We start from the raw sequence: 19,795 nt of genomic DNA on the forward strand, positions 1-19,795 counted from the left end.
GTATACCGATTCGGGTTTGAGTCAGGCTTTTGACTTTGACAACACAACCGTAACCGACGATATCACCTTGTATGCGAAATGGAATGCAAACCAATACACCGTCTCCTTCAATACTCTCGGAGGATCTGCAGTAGCTGATGTTGCTGTTGATTATGGGAAGAAACTGTCAGTTCCGGTTTCGCCAAGCCGTTCAGGCTTTACGTTTGCAGGCTGGTACACAGACTCTGAACTGCAAACACAGTTCAACTTTGATCAAACGGAGATTACTGCCGACCTAACTTTATATGCCAAATGGAATGTTAATACTTCCCCACCGTCAGGTGGTAGTGGTGGTAACAGCAGCGGCGGCTCTGGCAGCCAGAGCAACAACGGGTCGGGCGGTAATCCTTCACCACCTAACACGACGAATTCATCAACTAATGGCCGTTTAACACTGGCAGCGGGGCAGGCAGGGCAAGTAAGTTTGGGCAACGGCATCACGTTAACCGTTCCTGCCGGGGCGATGAATCAGGAACTGAAGATCACCATCGATCAGATTGCAGATTCATCCGATCTGCTGACCAATCAGACACAACTGCTTAGCCCGGTATATGAACTGCTCAAAAATGTCTCACAGAATTTTATTAAACCCGTAACATTGAAGATGGCCTTTGATGGATCAAGCTTGCGAAGCAATCAACGGGCTGAACTATTCTATTTTGATGAACAAAACAAGAAATGGCTCTCCGCGGGAGAACCTTCTATGGATGGCAACCAGATCCAGGTGGACGTAGACCATTTCACCAAATTTGCTGTATTCGCAGTCAATCAACCCAATACCCCAGCAGACATTGCGTTAAACGATGTCGAGGGTCACTGGGCGGAAGACCTCATTAAGCAAGCTGTCCGTGATGGCATCGTGCAAGGGTATGCGGACGGATCATTCAAGCCAAACGCGTCCATTACACGTGCAGAGTTTACGGTGATGCTGATGAATACACTGAAAACAGAGTACACAGAAGCCACTTTATCTTTTACTGATCGTTCCAAAATAGGAGCATGGGCACAGTCTGCTGTAGCGCGTGCTGTGCAAGCAGGATTCATTCAGGGAGACGCAGGCGGTGCTTTCCGTCCGAATGATGCCGTAACCCGTGCCGAGATGGCCGTAATGGTAGCGAACGCCTTGCAATTGAAGGCAGAATCGGGGACCAGCTCCACTTTTGGAGACGATGAACAGATTCCTGCTTGGGCCAAGGCAGCTGTTGCTGAAATGCAAAAGTCCGGGTTGTTGAACGGTAAAGGTTTGAATACCTTTGCTCCAAGAGATAATACTACACGTGCAGAAGCAGTGAAGTTACTGCTGAGCATGCAAAATTAAAATTAAATCCATAAATAAGAGCCTGTGTTCTGGCAGCTCCTCTCCGAACTGTATATAACAGTTGGAGAGGAGCTGCCTCAGAACACAGGCTCTTTACTTTATTTAGGAATACTGAATGGTACTCGCAATCAGCATGAAAATAATGCCTAGTGCAATCCAAATGACCATCAGAGGCCAGAAAAACTTGACCCATTTCTGATACGGAATGCCAGATACGGCGAGACTGCCCATCAATGCGGAAGACGTTGGCAGAATCATGTTGGTGAAGCCATCACCGAACTGGAAGGCCAGTACGGCTGTCTGACGGGTAATGCCGAGCAGATCGGATAGCGGAACCATGATCGGCATCGTTGTTACCGCCATGCCTGTACCGGATGTAATGAACACGTTCATGATATTTTGGAAAAAGTACATGCCCAACACCTGAACGGATGACGGCAGTTCACCAACCGCTGTAGACATCCCATACACAACCGAATCGATAACATTGCCCTGGTCCAAAACAACCATGATCCCTCTGGCCAGACCGATGATAAAGGCCCCGTAAGCAATACCGCTTGCTCCTTTGACGAATTCACTCGCAATACGGCTCGGTCCGAAACCCGAAACCAGACCGGAAATGACGCCCATGCTCAGGAAAAGTGCCGCCAGCTCCTCCATCCACCACCCTTCCTTCGATACGCCCCAGATCAATAGGGCAAACCCGGCAACAATCGTAATAATCGTAAGGATATGTGTGATGCGAATGGTTGGCAGCTTGTTCAAATCAACGGCTGGTGTATCTCCCGCCTGCTCCTGTTCCAGTTCATGAACCAAACCGCGAGTCGGGTCCGATTTCACCCGGGAAGCATAGCGCATGATATAGATACTTGTAATGGCAATCAAGCATACCAGGATGATCGCACGCAGCCACATACCGGAGAAGATCGGAACTTCGGCAATGGCTTGAGCGAGCCCCACATTGAACGGATTCAGCAGTCCAGCGGTGAAACCACAGGAGGCGCCAAGTGAAATCATCGCTGTACCCGTTAGAGCGTCATATCCCAGTGCCCGGGCAATAGCGATACCTATGGGTACGAATACCATGACCTCTGTGGACATGCCCATCGTAAACCCGCCGACCGAGAACAGAGTGATAAACACTGGGATGACCCACAATCCCTTATTGGCGAATGAACGCGCCACCCTGCCAGTGAGGGCTTCGATCGTACCCGTACTTGTAATGATCTGAAAGGCCCCGCCAATGATGAAAATAAAAAATACGACGTCAGCGGAATCAACCAGCCCGCGGACGATGGATTTGGGAATATCCCACAGGCTTGTCGGATTGGCCTCGACATGATGATATGAACCCGGGACGAGCAGAGATTTGCCTGTGGCCTCATCCTTAACCCGGTCGAATTCACCCGCGGGAATAATGTAGGTCAGTACGGTAGCGACCAGCACCAGAATAAACAAGATGACGAAGGTATGCGGCATCTTGAACCATTTGCGTCGTTGTTGTGGTGGTTTTGTTATGTTTTCCAATTGGTCATCCCTCGTCCTTCTGTTGTTTCCAATCTTCAAATTCGTTCCTTACCTGCTGCAATGCCGCCTTGTCCACACACAGGTCATACGCCGTCAGTGCAAGTGCCTTGGCCGCACGGTTCATCTCGATCATCCCCTCTTCTTCTCCGGCAAGCCGGGCAAACTCAGGGGTATGGGTCGTTGCGTCTCCCAACCGGATATACGGATGAATCGCTGCGGTTACCTGACTCACATTGCCAATGTCCGATGAACCCACGCCACCCGTCTGCGGCGGATCATGTACTTCAATGCCCATGTCCTCCAGATTCTGCTGAAACAGACTCGCCAGCGCCTTGTTGTTATTGCGTTCGGCATAGATCAGTCCTTCCGAAATATCTACCGTTGCACCTACACCCTCGGCAGCATGGCGTACTACCCGGTACACTTTGTCCATGACTGTCTTCAATTCCTCAACTGTTTTTGCCCGGATAATATATACCGCCTCTGCCAGTTCAGGTACAACGTTGGGAGCATCTCCGCCCTTGGTGATAATTCCGTTCACCCGCACGTCATCCTTCAAATAAGGACGAAGCGAGTTAATACCCGCATAGGCATTAACCAGTGCATCCAGCGCACTGATCCCTTTTTCGGGAGAAGAGGCTGCATGCGCTTGTTTGCCATGAAACGTAAAGGTTGCATCTACACATGCCAGTGCTCCCCGGAGTACCATCGTCTTTTGCTGCGGATGACACATCATGACGGCATCAATTCCGTCGAAGACACCATCATTGACCATGATGATCTTGCCGCCGCCCTCTTCCTCCGCTGGAGTGCCCAGAACGATGATCCGTCCAGGCAACTGAGGGCAGGCTTCCTTGAGAGCCAGCGCTGCACCTACTGCCGAAGTTCCGATCAGATTGTGTCCGCAAGCATGTCCAATGCGAGGCAGAGCATCATATTCGGCCAATAGAGCGATGGTAGGACCATCTGTTGGTCCTTCCCATACAGCTCGAAACGAGGTTGGAAGACCGGAAATCCCTTTCTCCACCTGAAATCCTGCTGCTTCAAGCGGTTCAGTCAACCACTGCTGTGCCTGGACCTCCTTAAAACTAAGCTCCGGATTGGCATGAATGCGAAGCGATAACTCCCTTAGTTGTTGGTCAAGCTGATCCACAGCTTCCTTAATTTTTTGCTTCATATGAGCATGGTCATGATTCATAAAGTTTTGCCACCTTTCTCCGAACTAACCTATTTCTATATTCAATTCAATCGAATAAATATACAATGCGAATTTCATATATTGTATGTGTGGCCATGCCATAAGTAAATTCAAAAAAATTAAGGAAAGACCCATAAAAAATTTTATGGGTCTTCGATTACTAACATATGAATATCATGATTTGTGAGTATAAACAGTCATTTGACCTTCACTGCTGAGTTGTCTTTTGAGCCATTCAGCTGTATGTACATCCCTCTTTAAACAAGCACTCACATAGAATTCGTATCATACTGCCCCGCAAAAATCTGCCTTTATGATCCAAATAACACGAATAATTATGCATAATGGCATGCAGCCGCCGAGATGGTTACATCTAATTACTGTTCAATCCAGTCTGAGTCCCTTCCGTTCTCATCAAATCGATAAAACGGTTCACTGTAGCTTGCTGCAGCACACTTTTCTTATAGACAAGCCATGTATTGCGTCTCACGCTCTGCCCGTCCAGTCGAATCAGCTCCTGCTGATGGAGCCTGTCCGCATCCGTGACGAAGATCCCCGGGATAATGGCGTAGCCAAGTCCATACCGCACCATCTCCTTACAGGTCTCATAGCTATCTACCCGCATCGACACCGCTGGCGAGCGATCATAGCGTTCATACCACCAGGCGGCCACTGCTTCACGAAACGGACTTATAGCCGCTCCCCCTGCTTTGGTCACGGGTTCCTGAAATGCAATCTGCGGCAGCTTGGGGAGTTCATTCAGATCGATGGGTTCCCGGGATACAATACAGACCGCTTCATCGTGCAGCAGATGTTTGCACTCAAACCAAGGGTGCTCTCCCCGAATGACGCCCACCTGAATTTCATCCCGCATTAACAGTTCAATCACCTCTACACTCAGTGCGCAGGTTACGGCAAACTCCACCTCAGGATACAATTCCCTGAATTGTTTTAACAGCGGCGGAAGCTTGTACAATGAGTAATGATTGGCGATCCCGAGTCGCAGTGTTCCCTTGACTTCATTGCGAATATTCGAGAGCTGCTCTTTCACCTGATGGAGGTCACGCAGCATTTTTCGGGCGTAGATCGCCAGATGTTCACCTTCAGGTGTAAACCTCGCTCCTTTCAGCGATTTGTCGATGAGCGGTACGCCGAACTCCTTCTCCAGCTGCTGCAAACGGTAAGTCAATGCCGGCTGAGTCATAAACATGCGTTCCGCAGCACGGGTAAGACTGCTTTCTTCGGAAACGCTCAGCAGCAAACGGCAGTCCTTTTCATCCATGACATTGCCCCTCCTTCACTTCTCGTCTCTCCAGTATAACTTACTGCAGCCCTGACAACGTGTCTCTCCTTTAATACTTACCAATCAGCATAAGAAAAAGCCTGTGTCCTTCTGGGACCAGGCTCATCCTGATATTTACTCCGAGATCGTGATAACGGATGTGACAAAGTGGTACGATTCATTCTGCAGCAACGCTTGGGACAGCAGGATCTTGTTACCTTCCGGACTCCAGGCGAGAGGATCGGAGACATTGTCCATATCGGCCGAGATCTGGAATTGTTCCGTGGACTCCGTATTGGAAACGAACAATCCCTTCTCATCATCGCTCTCCGAGTTGATCGTATAAGCGATCTTTGAGTCATCTCCGGACCAACTGGTACCGAAAATCTGTGTGCCTCTGGCAAGTGTCGCCTTCTCATTGCCTTCGAGATCGGTAAGCACCAGCGCCCGTTTCGTATCAGCTGTTTTTTTCACAATGGCCAGCCTGGTCCCATCATTGGACGGAATAACCCACTCGACACTTTTCAGCACCTGCTTCACATCACCCGTGGTTGTATCGTATGCATTCAGCTGCCCGTCTTCACCGGTAATATAGTAGATCATACTGCCCGAAACCCTGACGCTCCGCACGTTGAAATTGCCTGTCTCCACCAATACTTTCGTTGTTCCGTCCACACTGGCTGAGACGAGGTCACCCTTCATATTCGGAAAAACAACATGCTCATTATCCAGCCATGCACCTTCCTGAACGAAACCATCTTCCTTGCCTGCTTTGACGGTCTCCCCGTTATGCAGATTCAGAAAGAACCCTCTACCCGTCGATTCCTCGGGCTCCCGGTAGAATAGATGCTGACCATCCGGTGAGACGAGCGGTGAGCCCAGACTGACTTCGCTCTCCTTAAGCGGTGTATCTGTTCCTTTTGTCAGGTCATACATATATAAGTTATGCGGGTATCTCTCCTGGCCTTCAACCGTGACGGGTTTCATCGACGTGTTTTCCTTGTCCGATACGATCCAGTCATCACTTAGCCAGGCTACACCGCGCATATTGGGCAATTTATCGATTTTCTCCAGTTTGAAACTCTGGTACACCGATGTATTAGGATTGTCTTTTACCGTAATATCCGTACCCGTTTTCCCACTTCCAGCATTCCCTTCCGGTTCAGTGCTTCCCCCGCAAGCCGCTGCCGACAAGAGAGCTAACGCTCCCAATGCACCCAATGCTGCCTGTTTCCAATTCATCATGGTCCCCCCTGATTTCTCTGCTATAGACCAAGCATACACATGCCATACTTCCAAAGTTATTCAGACTTGTTTCCAACTTGTAAACTTGAATCAGCGAGCGGGAGAACAAGCTGGAACGTTGTTCCTTCCTCATTGTTCATATCCCCGGGCAGCAGTGTGATCGTCCCGCCCTGCTTCTCTACAAATTGCTTCACAAGCGACAGACCGAGTCCGGTTCCGCCTGTTTTTCTCGCCCTGTCCTTGTTGACCGTGTAAAAAGGTTCAAAGATCTTCTCTCTTGCCTCTTCCGGAATCGGCATACCCGAATTGAAGATGCGGATCACAACTTCACGCGTCTGTGGCCGCTGTCCGCTCTGTACCCGAATGACACCGCTAGGCACGTTATACTTGATCGCATTATCCAGCAGGTTGATGAAAATATGCATGAGACTCTCCCGGTCACTGCGGATGACAGCAGGCTGGATGTCCAGCTCCATGCGTAGTGCAAACTTCTCGGCTTTGCCTCGCATGCGCCCGCATGCATCCTCCAGCAGCGCACCCACCTCTACATCCTCCGCCTGATTCTCGAAGTCGTACTTCTCCAGTGCTGACAAATGCAGCACCTTCTCGACCATCTCGTACAACCGCTCCGTTTCCTTGCCAATGTTGCTGGAGGCATCCTCAAGCAGCTGAGGGTCATCCCGGTACATGTCGAGCAGCTCCACATATGCCTTGATTGAGGTGAGCGGCGTTTTGAATTCATGGCTGATGTTGCCGATATATTGTTTCTGCTGCTGTTCCAGTGCCTGCAGCTTCTCAATGGCCAGCTGCAGCTTCTGCTGCTCTGCATGCATGTCTGTAATATTTTGCTGAATCGATGTGCTCATGTAATAAATGCCTTGCCCCAATTCTCCCAGTTCATCTTTGCGTTTTACAGGAGATTCGGTAATATACTCGCCTTCCCGAATGGAATCGGCCGATTTCTTCAGCTTGGTAATAGCGACTGCGAACCGATTATAGAACAGATACCCGAGAATAAAGCTCAATGCAACGACGGCAATCCCCGCCCATATGAACAACTGTAGTATACGCGCATAAAATTCATGGTAGCTCTGAACCGGGTACTGCATCCAGATCGCACCCATCTGACCATCCGGACCGTCCAGCGGTGCTGCATATAGCAGGGTGTCGCCCTGTTCATGGTAGGCAATTTTATTTTGCAGTGCATAGTTCAGCGTCTCCTGGAATTCCAGACTCTCCCCCGGTGTAATGGACGAGCCCACCTGTTTCCCAGTCATGTCATAGAGAGCAATCGGCAAACCCGTGGAGTTCGCGAGTTCCTGTGCAAGCCTGCGGCCATTTTGCTTCAGAAAGGCATCCGTCTCCAGCCGAACGGCTTCGGTGTAGTAGGATTGACGCACATTCAAATTGACCAGACGTGTCTGCTGGGACAAAATGCCCTCAATCTGTGATTGCTGATTGCGTTCGATGCCTCGCAGCACGAGGGAACTGAGCACCACAACAGTCAAAATGAGCAATGCAGCCAGAAATACGCTGAATTTCAGCTTGATGCTGACTCTCATGCCGGACCGCCTGGTTCAGGGGCTGACGCCTTGTAGCCAATGCCATAGACGGTCTGCAGCTTTTGCTGATCCGTATCACCGATTTTTTTGCGCAAGCGCTGAATATGGATGTCCACCGTCCGTGTGCCTCCCGCGTATTCCATGCCCCACACCCGATCCAGCAGATCATCCCGTGTGTACACCCGCTCCGGATTGGACATCAGGATGGTAAGCAGGTCAAACTCTTTGGGGGTCAGATCCAGCTTCTCTTCCTTTACCGTCACCGTTCGATGAGCCACATGAATACGCAAGTCACCATTTACGATGGCCTGACTCTTCTGCTCGTCTGCTGGAGGGCTGCTCTTCTCCACCCGCCGCATAAGCGCCTTCACCCGGGCGAGCAGCTCCCGGATCTCAAACGGTTTGGTCATATAATCATCTGCGCCCATTTCCAGGCCAACAATCTTATCCACGATGTCATTTTTTACGGTCAGCAAAATAATCCCGATATCATCGCGGTCCTCCAGTCTGCGGCATACGCCGTATCCATCGAGCCTCGGCATCATCACATCGAGAATCATTACCTGTGGGTGAAATGACGCCACCTTGACCAGCGCTTCCTCGCCATCATTGGCTGTCTCCACTTCATATCCTTCGCGCCGGAGCGCATAAGCAATGGCACTGACGATGCTTGATTCGTCATCTACCACAAGCACTTTTTTATTCATCGGATTCATCCTCTTTATTGATGTCATAAGTTCCTTATTCCTGGATCTATGTTAACAAGGTCTGGCCGGATAATCCATGGAGGACGATACAATCTTGCAAGAAAGCCTGTATCCTCTCAGCTTGGACTTCGCCCCACTTTGTTTATACCCGTACACGACAAAAAGAGCCAATCCGCTATTGGATCGACCCATGACTCGATATTTCATTAAATTCAGGTTATAGCATGAATACATGATGAACTATTCCTCAAATGACAAGTTCATCGGCTCATCCGCCATCTCATATTCCGTCGCCATGTGGGTCAGCGGTGTGTTTGGATCAACCTCTTCGAAGCGGAAGCTGTCCACCCACACTTTACCTTTGCCGTTCAGAATGACCCCGAATGAAATGACGGCACTGTCCTCTGGCACATCCAGTACGATGCTGTACTGATTCCATGGCTGTGTGCCCGTGATCGGCCGGTCGTGCATGTTATCAAACTGAAGCACATCCTGTGCATTGTTATCCACGCGCATCCATAACCCACAGAACCCATCAACACGTTCGGTCTTCACGAATCCGGATAATTTCATTCGTTTGCCCACATACTTGTCCGCCTTGAACTGCTGCATCATCGTGGCAAACTCATTCGGCTCCATTGGTGTAACGGCCTTTAGATACCCCGAGGCCTTCCCTTGATGAACTTCGGCAGGGTCAATGCCCATCTCATAGTTTTGCGGGTGGCTTCCGGTTAACATCCAGCCTTTGATTGCTGTTGCAGAATTCATCTGTAATTCTCCTCCTCTGGTTTTTTGATCGAATACCTTCAGATCGAATAATTTGCGAAAACGCCCCGGTGGCATACCATATATTTTGCGAAAGGCACGGGTGAATGCTTCCTGACTCTCAAATCCGCATGCCAGAGAGATGTCCAGAATACCTGCATCAGTGGAACGAAGTGCAGTGGACGCATAACTCATCCGGCGATTCCGAATATAATCCACCACCGTCATGCCAACTTCATTGCGGAAAACCCGATGGTAGTGGTAGGGCGACAGCAACGCCTCGGATGCCACTTCTTCAAGCCCGATATCCTCATCCAGGTGTGTCTCTATAAAATACAAACTCTGCTGAATCATTGCGCTGTAGCGGTTCAAAATGAAGTAACGCCCCCTTCCATATCCATACTATACGGGATGGGCATGAAACCGTTTTGATCAATTTTGCTAAACTAAGAATCCGCACTCCCTGGAAACAACAAAGAGCCGGATTAGGGACAACATCGTCCTTAACCGACTCTTCTCGGGTATTGCGGCTGAAGAAGGTGTATGACTCCTCAGAGCTGCATGCACAACCTTCCAGCAACAGATGCTTTTATTCAAACTCCAACAACCCCTTACCGCAGGCTAACGAGATCAGACGGCCGGAACCGGCTGTGCACCAACCTCATCCTCATCATGCTCCACCAGTTCATGTTTTTCCCACGCCCGGCTCTTCCAGCGGAAGTACATAATGACCGCACGTGTCCATTCGTCCGCCGCAATCGCGAGCCAAACCCCGGCCAGCCCCAGATGAAGCTTAAATACTAGAAGATACCCAAGCGGCAGACTCATGCACACCATGGAGATCAGTCCCATATATACCGGGAACTTGGCATCCCCTGCCGCACGCAGGGAACCGATAATGACAATGTTGCAGGTACGTCCGGTTTCGAGCAGAAGACTGAGCAGGAGTACCTGAGCACCCAGCCTGATAATCTCCGGGTTATCCGTAAAAATGCTCATTAATGGCACGCGGAAAATAATAATGATCACGTCAATGATCACGGTGGCCAGCAGGGCCCATTTTACACTGTCGAATACACGTTTGTACGCATCATCTTTGCGGCGTGCCCCCACAAGACGGCCAACAATGATGGACGTTCCCATTCCAATCGCCATGCTGAACAGATAAATATAGCTGGAGATATTGCCCGCATATTGCTTGGTCGCCATGGCTTCCGCACCCAGATAGGTCACGTACAATGTAAATACGAGCTGGCAGGAATGATACACCATGGATTCCATCGCAGACGGAATGCCGATTCGCAGGATTTTGCCGATAAAATTTTTGGACAGTTTAATGTAATAACCGAATTCTACCCGAACCTCACTCACACGGTACAAAAGCCAGAAGAAGATCAGCAGGCAGATGAAACGGCTTCCCACCGTCGAGATCGCTGCCCCTTCCACACCCAGCTTCGGCAGGCCGAAATGTCCAAAGATCAGGGCATAGTTACCAATAACGTGAATGACATTCATAAACACGGATACGTACATGGTTTCCTTGGTATACCCGTGTGTACGAATGGTTGCAGCCAGCGCATTAATGAGGGCCTGCAGGAAAATCCCGCCCCCGACAATGCTTATATACGAACGAGCATAATCGTAAATTTCACCTTGTATATTTAAAAGCGACAACAAATGTCCGCCAAACACCAGGAAGATCACACTCAGGATTAATCCGACCACAAGATTAAGTGTGATGGCATTACCTGTAACCTGAGCTGCTTCTGTCAGCTTTTTCGAACCGATATATTGGGCTACAACAATCGCAGCACCATGTCCAATGACTTCGAGTACAAGAATGGCAATCGAGATAATCTGGTTGGCCGCGCCCACCCCGGAGACGGCATTATCCGATACCGAGCTAAGCATGAGCGTATCTACGCTCCCCATCAACATAAACAAGAAGAGTTCCAGGAAAATAGGCCAGGTCAGCCGAATGAGCTTCAGATCCTTGGCATCTGAACGGAGGGACTCTTTGGTCGAGGATATTGCTGTCATTTTCTCACCTTTCCAACGTGGGCTTGATTTCATAGGGTATGTTAGCACAGGTGGTTTGAAAATGCAGTAGTTTTGCGAAAATAATTGAAAAATTTTTGAAATCCCATAAAAAGGTATTTTCACCGTTTTCATTAAATCGTCCTCCGTGCGCCTCGTAGAGGTTATGGACGACGAAACAAACCTAACAAAAACCCTTTCATCGCTCTCCGGAAGGAGAGGTGAAAGGGTCTTCAATCTCAGAGAACGCGTATGATGCAGTGAAGCACCGGGTCTGTACGACTTAACCTTTGACAGACCCCGCAGCAATCCCCTCTACAATTCGATTACTCAGGACCAGAAACGCTATCAGGATTGGCAGAATGCTGATCATCAGCGTTGCACCGATAGCCCCCCAATCGGTTGTGTACTGTCCGATGAAGTTTTGCACCCCAACGGTTAAGGTCTTGTAAGCATCCGTACTGATAAACGTATTGACGAAAATAAACTCATTCCAGTCATAAATCATGTTGATGATTGCTGTCGTAGCAAGTACGGAAGCCGTCATCGGCAGCACAATCTGGAAGAAAATCCGATGCACCGAGCAACCATCCATGACCGCCGCCTCCTCCACCTCTCTGGGAAGGGTATAATAGAATCCGAGCAGAATCATAATCGTAATCGGCATATTGAATGCAATGTAAGACAGGATAACCGATAGGGGATGATCCGTGAGATTCAGCTTCAGAAACAGGCTGAACAGCGGGATCAGTGTGGAGTGCACAGGAATCATCAGCCCCACCATGAACAGCCCCAACACCAGTGAACGCCCCTTCCAATGCATACGTGTGATAGCGAAGGTCACCAAACTGGCAAACAGAACCGTGAACACCACTGAAACCACCGTAATCCATACACTGTTGAAAAAGTATAAGCTGATATTGCCTTCTGTCCATACCTTGACATAGTTCTCCCAGCGCGGCGTAGCCGGGAGCGCAAAAGGCGCCATGTCGAATACTTCCTGATTATTTTTGAGCGAGAATAGCAGCAGCCAGACTAATGGCAATATTTGAAGCAAAGCCACCAGGGACAGGAGCACATACAGCAGGACATACCCGAATCTTCTCAGCAATGCCGAGCCTGGGCCTGTCTCCGGATGGACTGGCAGCCGAACAGCCGTGTCTGTCTTCACCGAAATGAACCTCCTTTCATTTTACATCGCGTCAGGAATACTGAATTGGTTCTTTGGAGGCTGTCACCTTGCGGAGCAGCCATGTAACGACCAGGCAGATCAGGAGCAGGAAGAAGCCCACAGCACTGCCGTACCCAAAGTCAAAGCTACGAAACGCCTGACGATACATGTAGGAGGCCATCACTTCGCTGGAGCCGTTCGGGCCTCCATCCGTCATGACGTAGATGAGGTCAAAATACTTGAGTGAGCCCACTACAGCCAGCACAATGGTTACCTTGATCACTTCCGTAATCAGCGGCAGCTTGATGCGGAACGCAATCTGCCACGGATTTGCGCCGTCAATCCGGGCGGCCTCGACCAGCGACTCCGGGATATTTTTCAGTGCTGCATAATAGATCAGAATATAGAAGCCCGCGTACTGCCACAGAATTGGTACAAACAGCGCATACAGCACGAGCGATGGCTCCGCCAGCCAGGCTGGCGGATTACTTAATCCTATCGCTTCCAGAAACGTGTTCAGTACACCGTTGCTGGGATGATAGATTTTCAACCATAACTGGGCGATAGCGACCGAAGACAGCAGCATCGGAATCAGATATATCTTTCGAAACAGATTTGCGCCCTTGATCTTGCCCGACAGCACCAAAGCAATCATCAGATAGCCGATGAGGCTCAGCGCGGAGAACAAGGCCAGTAAAAAAGTATGATTCGCACTCTGCCAGAACGTTCCGTCCTGAAGCAGCCTGCTGTAATTATCCAATCCAATAAATGTCATTGCACCAATCCCATCCCATTGCATCAAGCCATAATACCCAGTGAGTACAATCGGGATGTAGATTAAGACCAGCAGCAGAAGCAGTCCAGGAAGCACGTACAACGCAGCAACCAGACGGTTTGACATGACTCTGTTCAAAACATGAACCTCCCTTCAAGCAATCAAGCATCCAAGTGGGGTAAGTGAGGGGTACATCAGTTGCCTTTATCAATCGCTGCCTGATGATTTTTCACAAAGTCCTCCGGTGTCACGGCTTTGCCAAACAACGCCTGAATCATATCCAGATGGGCCTGAGCTGCTGCCGGTTTCATCTGAACGTCTGCAAAGAGTGTCAGGCTGCTCGCCTGATTCAACTCGTTCAGCAGATCGATATAGAGCTGAGGCAGCTGTACTGCAGCTGTATCGACTTTGGTCGCCGGAATGACCCCTGCTTCGGTCACGGAGCTTTCGCCCCATTTTTCCACAAAATACTGCACAAACTTCTGTGCTTCGTCCTTCACTTTGGAGTTCTGGGCCACGAACAGACCTACGCCCGGTCCGCCTACCCAACTATTAATATCACTCTTTCCGCCTTCCATCGTCGGGAACTTGAAGAATCCGATCTTATCCTTAAATTCCTGCGGAATGTCCGGGTTGGTTGTAAAGTTCGGCAATTCCCAAGTACCCATTAAATACATGGCTGCCTTTTCATTCATGAATTCAGATTTCCCCTCATCGTTGGACAGCCCGTTAAAGCCTTTGTTAAAGGCGTTCATATCCACGAGCTTCTGTACTTCTGCAGCAGCCTGTGTCAGAGCAGGGTCGTCAAACTTGCCGGATCCGCTAATTGCCTTTTCCAGCGCATCGCCGCCTAAGCGATTTGCCAGATACATGTACCAGAGTGAGCCGGTCCAACGATCTTTGTTCCCCAGTGCGATTGGCACTTCGCCGTTCTCGGTCAGCGTGTTCAGCACATTCAGGAATTCATCGTATGTGGCTGGCGGCTGCAAATTATATTTGGCAAAAATAGCTTTGTTATAATAAATGGGTGAGATGTTCAGTTCGATCGGGAGTGCATACGTTTTACCTTCTACAGCATAAGCTTCTGTCGTTCCGGCAATAAACTTCTCGCCCAGCGATCCATTCAGCAGATCATCGAGTGGTGCGAACAGATTACCCTTGACATAGGGTTCCAGAAATCCCGCGGCCCAGGTTACCCCTACATCAGGAAGTTCATTGGATGCGGACAGGATTTTCAGTTTGTTCTTGTATTGTTCATTCTCCAGCACTTCCTGCTTGATGGTTACATTTGGATTATCCGTCTGATACTGCTGGATAATATCGTTGACCAGTTTGTTCTGCTGTGCAGAACTGCCGGCTGGCCAGAGGTGCATAAATTTCAGGGTCACCTTTCCGTCAGCGCCGCTGCCACTAGCATTACCACCGGATTCACCGTTTCCACCAGAACCCGCATTATTGCACCCCGATAAAATGACAGCGAGAACCAGCGTCCATGACAGAAGCATTGCCAGCGTTTTTTTGCTCATAATTCCAGCCCCCAATAGTGGTTTTTCGGTTAATGTAACCGCTTTAACAAAATTGTAGCATGGGCACAATCACTCCATAAGACCAGGATGATTTGGAAAAACTCCACTATTTTAAGGTGTATTTGTTAGTTCTTTTCATGGACAGAATGACGGTATTTGCTGGGACTAAGCCCCTCCAGACTTTTGAATACCTTGATAAAATATTTATCCGTCTGGTATCCGACTCGCTCGGCTACCTCCGAGATCGGCAGGGCGGTCTGCACCAGCAATTCCTTCGCTCGCTGGATCCGTTTGCGCGTCAGATATTCACTGAAATTCAGCCCGACCTGCTCCTTGAACAGTACGCTGAAATAACTGGAATTCAGATGCAGGGAATCGGCAATTTCACGCATGGTCATGTTCTCCCCGAGATGTGCTTCAATGTAAGCCAAAGCTTCGCCAATCGGCGTATCCCCGCGCTGTTCCCTTCGCTCCCTGACATCGATCAGCTTGGGATCAACCATCTTCTGCATTGTTTGAATACGCCGCTGTTGTTCACTGACAAGCAGTGCCTTCTGTACCGTTTGAAGGAGCTGCTCTTTATCAATCGGCTTGAGCAGATAATCGACCACACCGAGCTTGATCGCCTGATGGACATAATTAAAGTCCGCATACCCCGACATAATGAGGACAGCCGGTTTGATGGGAAACTCCTGAATGGCCTCCACCAGCGACAAGCCTGAGAACTCCGGCATGCGTACATCGGTGATTAGGAGGTCTGCAGGCTGGCTGGCGAGCCATTCCCTGGCTTCAACACCACTTGCGGCTGTCTGGATCTGATTCCTTCCCGCAGACCATCCCTCCAGCGTCTTGCGAATGCCTTCTCTCGTGCGCGGCTCGTCATCCACAATCAGAATCGTTTTCTCATGAATCATGTGCAGCCCCCGTTTCCCTCGGAATTTCAAAACTTATGACTGTTCCTATCCCCTCTTCGCTCTCCACTACAAGTTTGGCTGAGTCACCCAGTTGGCTGCCAAAATAAACTTTCAGCCGGCGATGCACGTTGAGCAGTCCCACTCCGGTTCCTTTGCCGGACATAGCGGGACCACCATCCAGAGCGTACTGGATGGATTGGAGACGCCCCTCATCCATGCCCGGCCCATTATCGCGAACCTCGACGCGTACCGGACCTTCTGCCGAGGAAGGTTCAACACAGATCTCCACCTTTCCCGGTCTTAACGTACTTTCAATCCCGTGCAGTATCGCATTTTCCACTAATGGCTGTATGAGCAGCTTAGGGATGGGTACACTGCGCAATTCCTCGCTCAGCCTGATCTCCCACTGCATCCTCTCGCCCAACCGCATCTGCATAATCTTCAAATAACGCTCTGCGTGCTCCAGCTCATCAGCTATCGTGACCCATTCATCCTGATGAGGACTGGAGATGATGTAGCGAAACAGCCGGGACATCGCTACCACCATACGTGACATTTCCTCGTCCCCCTTCTCCTCCAGTGACCAATAAAATGCCTCTAACGTATTGAATAGAAAATGGGGATTAATCTGGGATTGCAGCGCCTTCAGCTCGGCCCGGGACTGCATGACTTCCTTCTCATGCACCACCCGGGTCAATTCGTTCTGTCTGTAGACCATCTGGTTATAAACGTCATTCAGTTCATTGATCTCCATCGTGGAGCTGACCATCAGATTGGGTCTCATCGCCCCCGGCTGTGCCCCGCGCATGGCCCGCATCAGCCGAATCAGCGGACGTGTAATCATCGTGGATAGAAAGAATGACATCACGAGAAACAGCACCACGCCAATGATTCCCGAAACGAGCAAGGCTGTTCTCAGGATGGATACGCCTTCGGTCGTTTCTCCTAGCGGTGTCAGCACAGCAAGTGTCCATCCCGTCAGCTCGGACTTATGCCGGACAACGATATAGGATTCCTCTCCGTTCTGAACGACGGACCCACTGTCCATGATGGCCTCGGGATCAAGGTTAATCTCCAGATTGGAAGTCACCACTTCACCATCTCCGTCCAGCAACAGGATGGAATCCTGCAAACCCTCTGTCTCATCCGAATCATTCAGTTGAAAAAAACTGCGCTGCATCCGCACCACAACATAGCCCCCATGTTCAAAGGCATGATCCAGCAGGTTGATTCGACGAATGGCGAGAAGGACACCCGGATCTTCAGGGTCAGAGCCTGCCCACACTAATCTGCCTTTGCCTTCGTCCGCTTGGGTGATCCAGCTGCGCTCCACTCGGAGATCCAGGGATCGGTCATCCATCGGGAAAATACGGTTGTATCCAGTTGTGTAGATCTCCATACTTTGTGCCCCGTTAATAAAACATTGATAGCTGCCTGCAATCTGCAGCAGTGCTTGGCGTTGGTTAAAGGTGGCAGGTTTGCCCCGCTTCTCGTCACTGAGCAGACGCTGCACGTACGAATCATCCGCGACCTGAGCCGTCAGGGAGTTCACTTGTGCAATGAGCGCATCCAATCGTCCACTGGCCTGTACTGCGGTCTGATGGATATGTTTCTCGGCATTGCTCTTCAATAACGCAGCCACCCGGTCATAGGCCGTTACACCTGCGAGCAGCAGAACGATGAGCATCACCAAGACGAAACCGACGAAGATCTGATTGCGAAGCGAGTTAAAGCGCCCTGTTTTCCCCTGCAACTTCTCCAATTCTCCTTTCTGCATATAAAAGAAACCACCATCTTACGCCCTTGCTCTTGGAGACTGAGTACGACCGATGCTGGATTCTTCCATTTATTTAATTAAAGCGCTTGCAAAAAAAATAGCTCACTTTCTTTGTTTATCGATTAAACTAACGAATAAAAAATAGCACAGTTTCCTGGGTTAATCAATCCGTTTGAATCGTTCAGAATGCTTTCTTAAAATGAAAAAAGAGAGGAGGACCTCTTAGGGTCCGCCTCTCTATAGTCATATCCCTTTATTCATTTAACAGAACCTTGGGTCACCCCGTTAATGATCCACTTCTGAGCAAACAGATAGATGATAATCATCGGCAGCAAGGCCAGCAGGTACGACGCAAACGCCAGGTTGAAGTCGGTATTGAATTGACCCTGGAAGACGTATTGCACCAGTGGCAGTGTGTACTGCGCCGGGTCACTGATAATAATGAGCGGCAGGAGGAAGTCGTTGTAAGTAGACAGACATGTCAGAATACCAACCGTGGCACTGATCGGTGCCATGAGCGGGAAAATGATTTTCCAGAACGTTCCCCAGGTTGTCGCTCCATCCACAAAAGCTGCTTCTTCCAGCGCCACCGGAATGGACCGGATATATCCAACATAAACGAATACGTTAAAGGCGAGTCCATACACCGTATGTAATAAGGTAAGGCCAAGCAGATTCGTCATGTCCAGCGAAGACGTCAGTTTAACAATCGGCAGCATGATGATCGGAAACGGAATGAACATCGCACTGACGAAGTAGTAGTACAGCCCTTTGAAAAACTTCCGTTTCTCCATATTGCGCGCGATCGCATAGGCAACCATGGAGTTACTTAGCAGTGTCAAAATGACGGTAGATGCGGTAACGATGGCACTGTTACGGAACGATTGGAAGAAGTTTGTCATGTCGATGGCGCTTGCGAAATTCTCCCAGTGCAGCGTAGTCGGGAAGGCAAATACTGACTGAGCCATTTGCTCCGGATTTTTCAAGGCGATCGTTACCGTCATATAGAGCGGGAACAGGATAAACAGAGTACCCAGAACAACGAGCAGCATAACGAGCCAGTTTGTACGTATACGGCTTCTCATTACAGATCCATCTCCCTTCTTTGCAGGAACCGGATTTGCAGAATCGAAATCACCGCAATAACGATGAAGTAAATAACCGAGTTCGCAGATTGATACGCATATTCGCCGCCTTCAAATCCACCCGTATAGATCAGGTGGGAAATGGATTGCGTCGCCCGGCCAGGTCCCCCGTTGGTCAAGGCTACGATCTGATCGAAGACCATCAGGGAGTTTTTCATGGCCAGCACCATATTAATGGTGAAGAACGGGGCAATCAGCGGGAACGTGATGCTCCAGAATTCGCGCCATTTGCCCGCACCGTCGAGGTTGGATGCCTCGTACAGCGTCGTTGGTATCGTTTGCAATCCCGCCAGATACAGAATCGTATTCAAGGCTACAGACTGCCAAACCGCCACGATAACGATCCCGATCCAAGCCAAACTTTCGCTACCGAGGATGTTGGTCGATAAGGCGTTGATTCCCAAGTTTTGTCCCCAGATCGGAAATACGTTGGAGAACAGGTAGTTAAATATGTAACCTACAATCAATACACTCAGGATATTCGGCAGGAAGTAAATGCCCCGGAAAAAGTTGCGGAACTTGATCTTGGCATTCAGCCCGAGTGCGATGAGCAGGCTCAGAATATTCGTCAGGATCGTCACCACAATCGCAAACTTGAACGTAAACCAGTAGGCATTGCCCACATTGTCATCCTGAAACAGATTGAAATAGTTTTTGAAGCCAACAAAATCATAACCTTTCCCGAAACCGTTGTAGTTCGTAAAGGAATAATAAATTCCCTGGAGAGCCGGCAGCGTCATAAATACGAAGAACAATATCACCGCCGGAACCGTCATCCAGTAATAGGGTGCGATACGTTTGTTCATA

General features: G+C 49.6%; 16 protein-coding genes. 1 reads left to right on the top strand and 15 read right to left on the bottom strand.

The genetic code is table 11. The features are described 5' to 3' along the window. Positions 1-1,357, top strand: a 1,357-nt coding sequence (locus tag AB3N00_RS21195; RefSeq protein ID WP_413036360.1) for an S-layer homology domain-containing protein, incomplete at its 5' end; no start/stop codon positions are given. 102 nt (positions 1,358-1,459) lie between these two features. Here the strand turns inward: AB3N00_RS21195 and AB3N00_RS21200 are convergent. The 15 genes from AB3N00_RS21200 to AB3N00_RS21270 form a co-directional block, all read right to left on the bottom strand. After that, positions 1,460-2,884, bottom strand: coding sequence for a YfcC family protein (locus AB3N00_RS21200; RefSeq protein ID WP_413036361.1), 1,425 nt, complete (start codon positions 2,882-2,884; stop codon positions 1,460-1,462). A 4-nt stretch (positions 2,885-2,888) separates the two neighbouring features. Further along, positions 2,889-4,082: a M20 family metallopeptidase gene (locus AB3N00_RS21205; protein ID WP_413036362.1), complete on the bottom strand. Its 1,194-nt coding sequence runs from the start codon at positions 4,080-4,082 to the stop codon at positions 2,889-2,891. A 373-nt stretch (positions 4,083-4,455) separates the two neighbouring features. Then, the gene (locus AB3N00_RS21210) at positions 4,456-5,364 is read right to left on the bottom strand and encodes a LysR family transcriptional regulator (RefSeq protein WP_413036363.1); all 909 of its coding nucleotides are present in this window, start codon (positions 5,362-5,364) and stop codon (positions 4,456-4,458) included. Between the two features lie 135 nt (positions 5,365-5,499). Then, a complete protein-coding gene (locus tag AB3N00_RS21215; protein ID WP_413036364.1) occupies positions 5,500-6,606 on the bottom strand; it encodes a hypothetical protein in 1,107 nt (368 codons plus the stop codon). A gap of 59 nt (positions 6,607-6,665) precedes the next feature. After that, positions 6,666-8,171 (bottom strand): ATP-binding protein, encoded by a 1,506-nt coding sequence (locus AB3N00_RS21220; protein WP_413036365.1) that lies wholly within the window; start codon positions 8,169-8,171, stop codon positions 6,666-6,668. Next, positions 8,168-8,878, bottom strand: coding sequence for a response regulator transcription factor (locus tag AB3N00_RS21225; RefSeq protein ID WP_413036366.1), 711 nt, complete (start codon positions 8,876-8,878; stop codon positions 8,168-8,170). The genes AB3N00_RS21220 and AB3N00_RS21225 overlap by 4 nt, the downstream gene beginning before the upstream one ends. A gap of 240 nt (positions 8,879-9,118) precedes the next feature. After that, on the bottom strand, positions 9,119-9,997 hold the full coding sequence (locus AB3N00_RS21230) for a helix-turn-helix transcriptional regulator (protein WP_413036604.1): 879 nt from the start codon (positions 9,995-9,997) through the stop codon (positions 9,119-9,121). A gap of 276 nt (positions 9,998-10,273) precedes the next feature. Continuing rightward, the gene (locus AB3N00_RS21235; protein WP_413036367.1) at positions 10,274-11,683 is read right to left on the bottom strand and encodes an MATE family efflux transporter; all 1,410 of its coding nucleotides are present in this window, start codon (positions 11,681-11,683) and stop codon (positions 10,274-10,276) included. A gap of 280 nt (positions 11,684-11,963) precedes the next feature. Next, positions 11,964-12,827 (bottom strand): carbohydrate ABC transporter permease, encoded by an 864-nt coding sequence (locus AB3N00_RS21240; RefSeq protein ID WP_413036605.1) that lies wholly within the window; start codon positions 12,825-12,827, stop codon positions 11,964-11,966. Positions 12,828-12,882: 55 nt separating this feature from the next. Further along, complete coding sequence (locus AB3N00_RS21245; protein ID WP_175396853.1) at positions 12,883-13,764, bottom strand: carbohydrate ABC transporter permease; 882 nt, start codon at positions 13,762-13,764, stop codon at positions 12,883-12,885. Between the two features lie 56 nt (positions 13,765-13,820). After that, positions 13,821-15,152, bottom strand: a complete 1,332-nt coding sequence (locus AB3N00_RS21250; protein WP_413036368.1) for an extracellular solute-binding protein — start codon at positions 15,150-15,152, stop codon at positions 13,821-13,823. Between the two features lie 125 nt (positions 15,153-15,277). Continuing rightward, complete coding sequence (locus AB3N00_RS21255) at positions 15,278-16,066, bottom strand: response regulator (RefSeq protein WP_413036369.1); 789 nt, start codon at positions 16,064-16,066, stop codon at positions 15,278-15,280. Then, on the bottom strand, positions 16,056-17,843 hold the full coding sequence (locus AB3N00_RS21260; RefSeq protein WP_413036370.1) for a cache domain-containing sensor histidine kinase: 1,788 nt from the start codon (positions 17,841-17,843) through the stop codon (positions 16,056-16,058). Before AB3N00_RS21260 ends, AB3N00_RS21255 begins: the two co-directional genes overlap by 11 nt. Before the next feature lie 257 nt (positions 17,844-18,100). Next, complete coding sequence (locus AB3N00_RS21265; protein WP_413036371.1) at positions 18,101-18,928, bottom strand: carbohydrate ABC transporter permease; 828 nt, start codon at positions 18,926-18,928, stop codon at positions 18,101-18,103. Next, positions 18,928-19,794 carry a carbohydrate ABC transporter permease gene (locus AB3N00_RS21270; RefSeq protein ID WP_379383787.1) on the bottom strand — a complete coding sequence of 289 codons (867 nt, stop codon included), beginning with the start codon at positions 19,792-19,794 and terminating at the stop codon, positions 18,928-18,930. The genes AB3N00_RS21265 and AB3N00_RS21270 overlap by 1 nt, the downstream gene beginning before the upstream one ends. Position 19,795 lies beyond the last annotated feature (1 nt).

Source organism: Paenibacillus xylanilyticus, assembly GCF_047246825.1.
GTDB classification, from domain to species: Bacteria; Bacillota; Bacilli; order Paenibacillales; family Paenibacillaceae; genus Paenibacillus; species Paenibacillus xylanilyticus_B.

Coding starts and splice junctions, on each gene's coding strand:
- AB3N00_RS21260 (WP_413036370.1), bottom strand. CDS start 17,843: ATGCAGAAAGGAGAATTGGAGAAGTTGCAGGGGAAAACAGGGCGCTTT.
- AB3N00_RS21230 (WP_413036604.1), bottom strand. CDS start 9,997: ATGATTCAGCAGAGTTTGTATTTTATAGAGACACACCTGGATGAGGAT.
- AB3N00_RS21220 (WP_413036365.1), bottom strand. CDS start 8,171: ATGAGAGTCAGCATCAAGCTGAAATTCAGCGTATTTCTGGCTGCATTG.
- AB3N00_RS21215 (WP_413036364.1), bottom strand. CDS start 6,606: ATGAATTGGAAACAGGCAGCATTGGGTGCATTGGGAGCGTTAGCTCTC.
- AB3N00_RS21205 (WP_413036362.1), bottom strand. CDS start 4,082: ATGAATCATGACCATGCTCATATGAAGCAAAAAATTAAGGAAGCTGTG.
- AB3N00_RS21235 (WP_413036367.1), bottom strand. CDS start 11,683: ATGACAGCAATATCCTCGACCAAAGAGTCCCTCCGTTCAGATGCCAAG.
- AB3N00_RS21270 (WP_379383787.1), bottom strand. CDS start 19,794: ATGAACAAACGTATCGCACCCTATTACTGGATGACGGTTCCGGCGGTG.
- AB3N00_RS21250 (WP_413036368.1), bottom strand. CDS start 15,152: ATGAGCAAAAAAACGCTGGCAATGCTTCTGTCATGGACGCTGGTTCTC.
- AB3N00_RS21255 (WP_413036369.1), bottom strand. CDS start 16,066: ATGATTCATGAGAAAACGATTCTGATTGTGGATGACGAGCCGCGCACG.
- AB3N00_RS21225 (WP_413036366.1), bottom strand. CDS start 8,878: ATGAATAAAAAAGTGCTTGTGGTAGATGACGAATCAAGCATCGTCAGT.
- AB3N00_RS21265 (WP_413036371.1), bottom strand. CDS start 18,928: ATGAGAAGCCGTATACGTACAAACTGGCTCGTTATGCTGCTCGTTGTT.
- AB3N00_RS21210 (WP_413036363.1), bottom strand. CDS start 5,364: ATGGATGAAAAGGACTGCCGTTTGCTGCTGAGCGTTTCCGAAGAAAGC.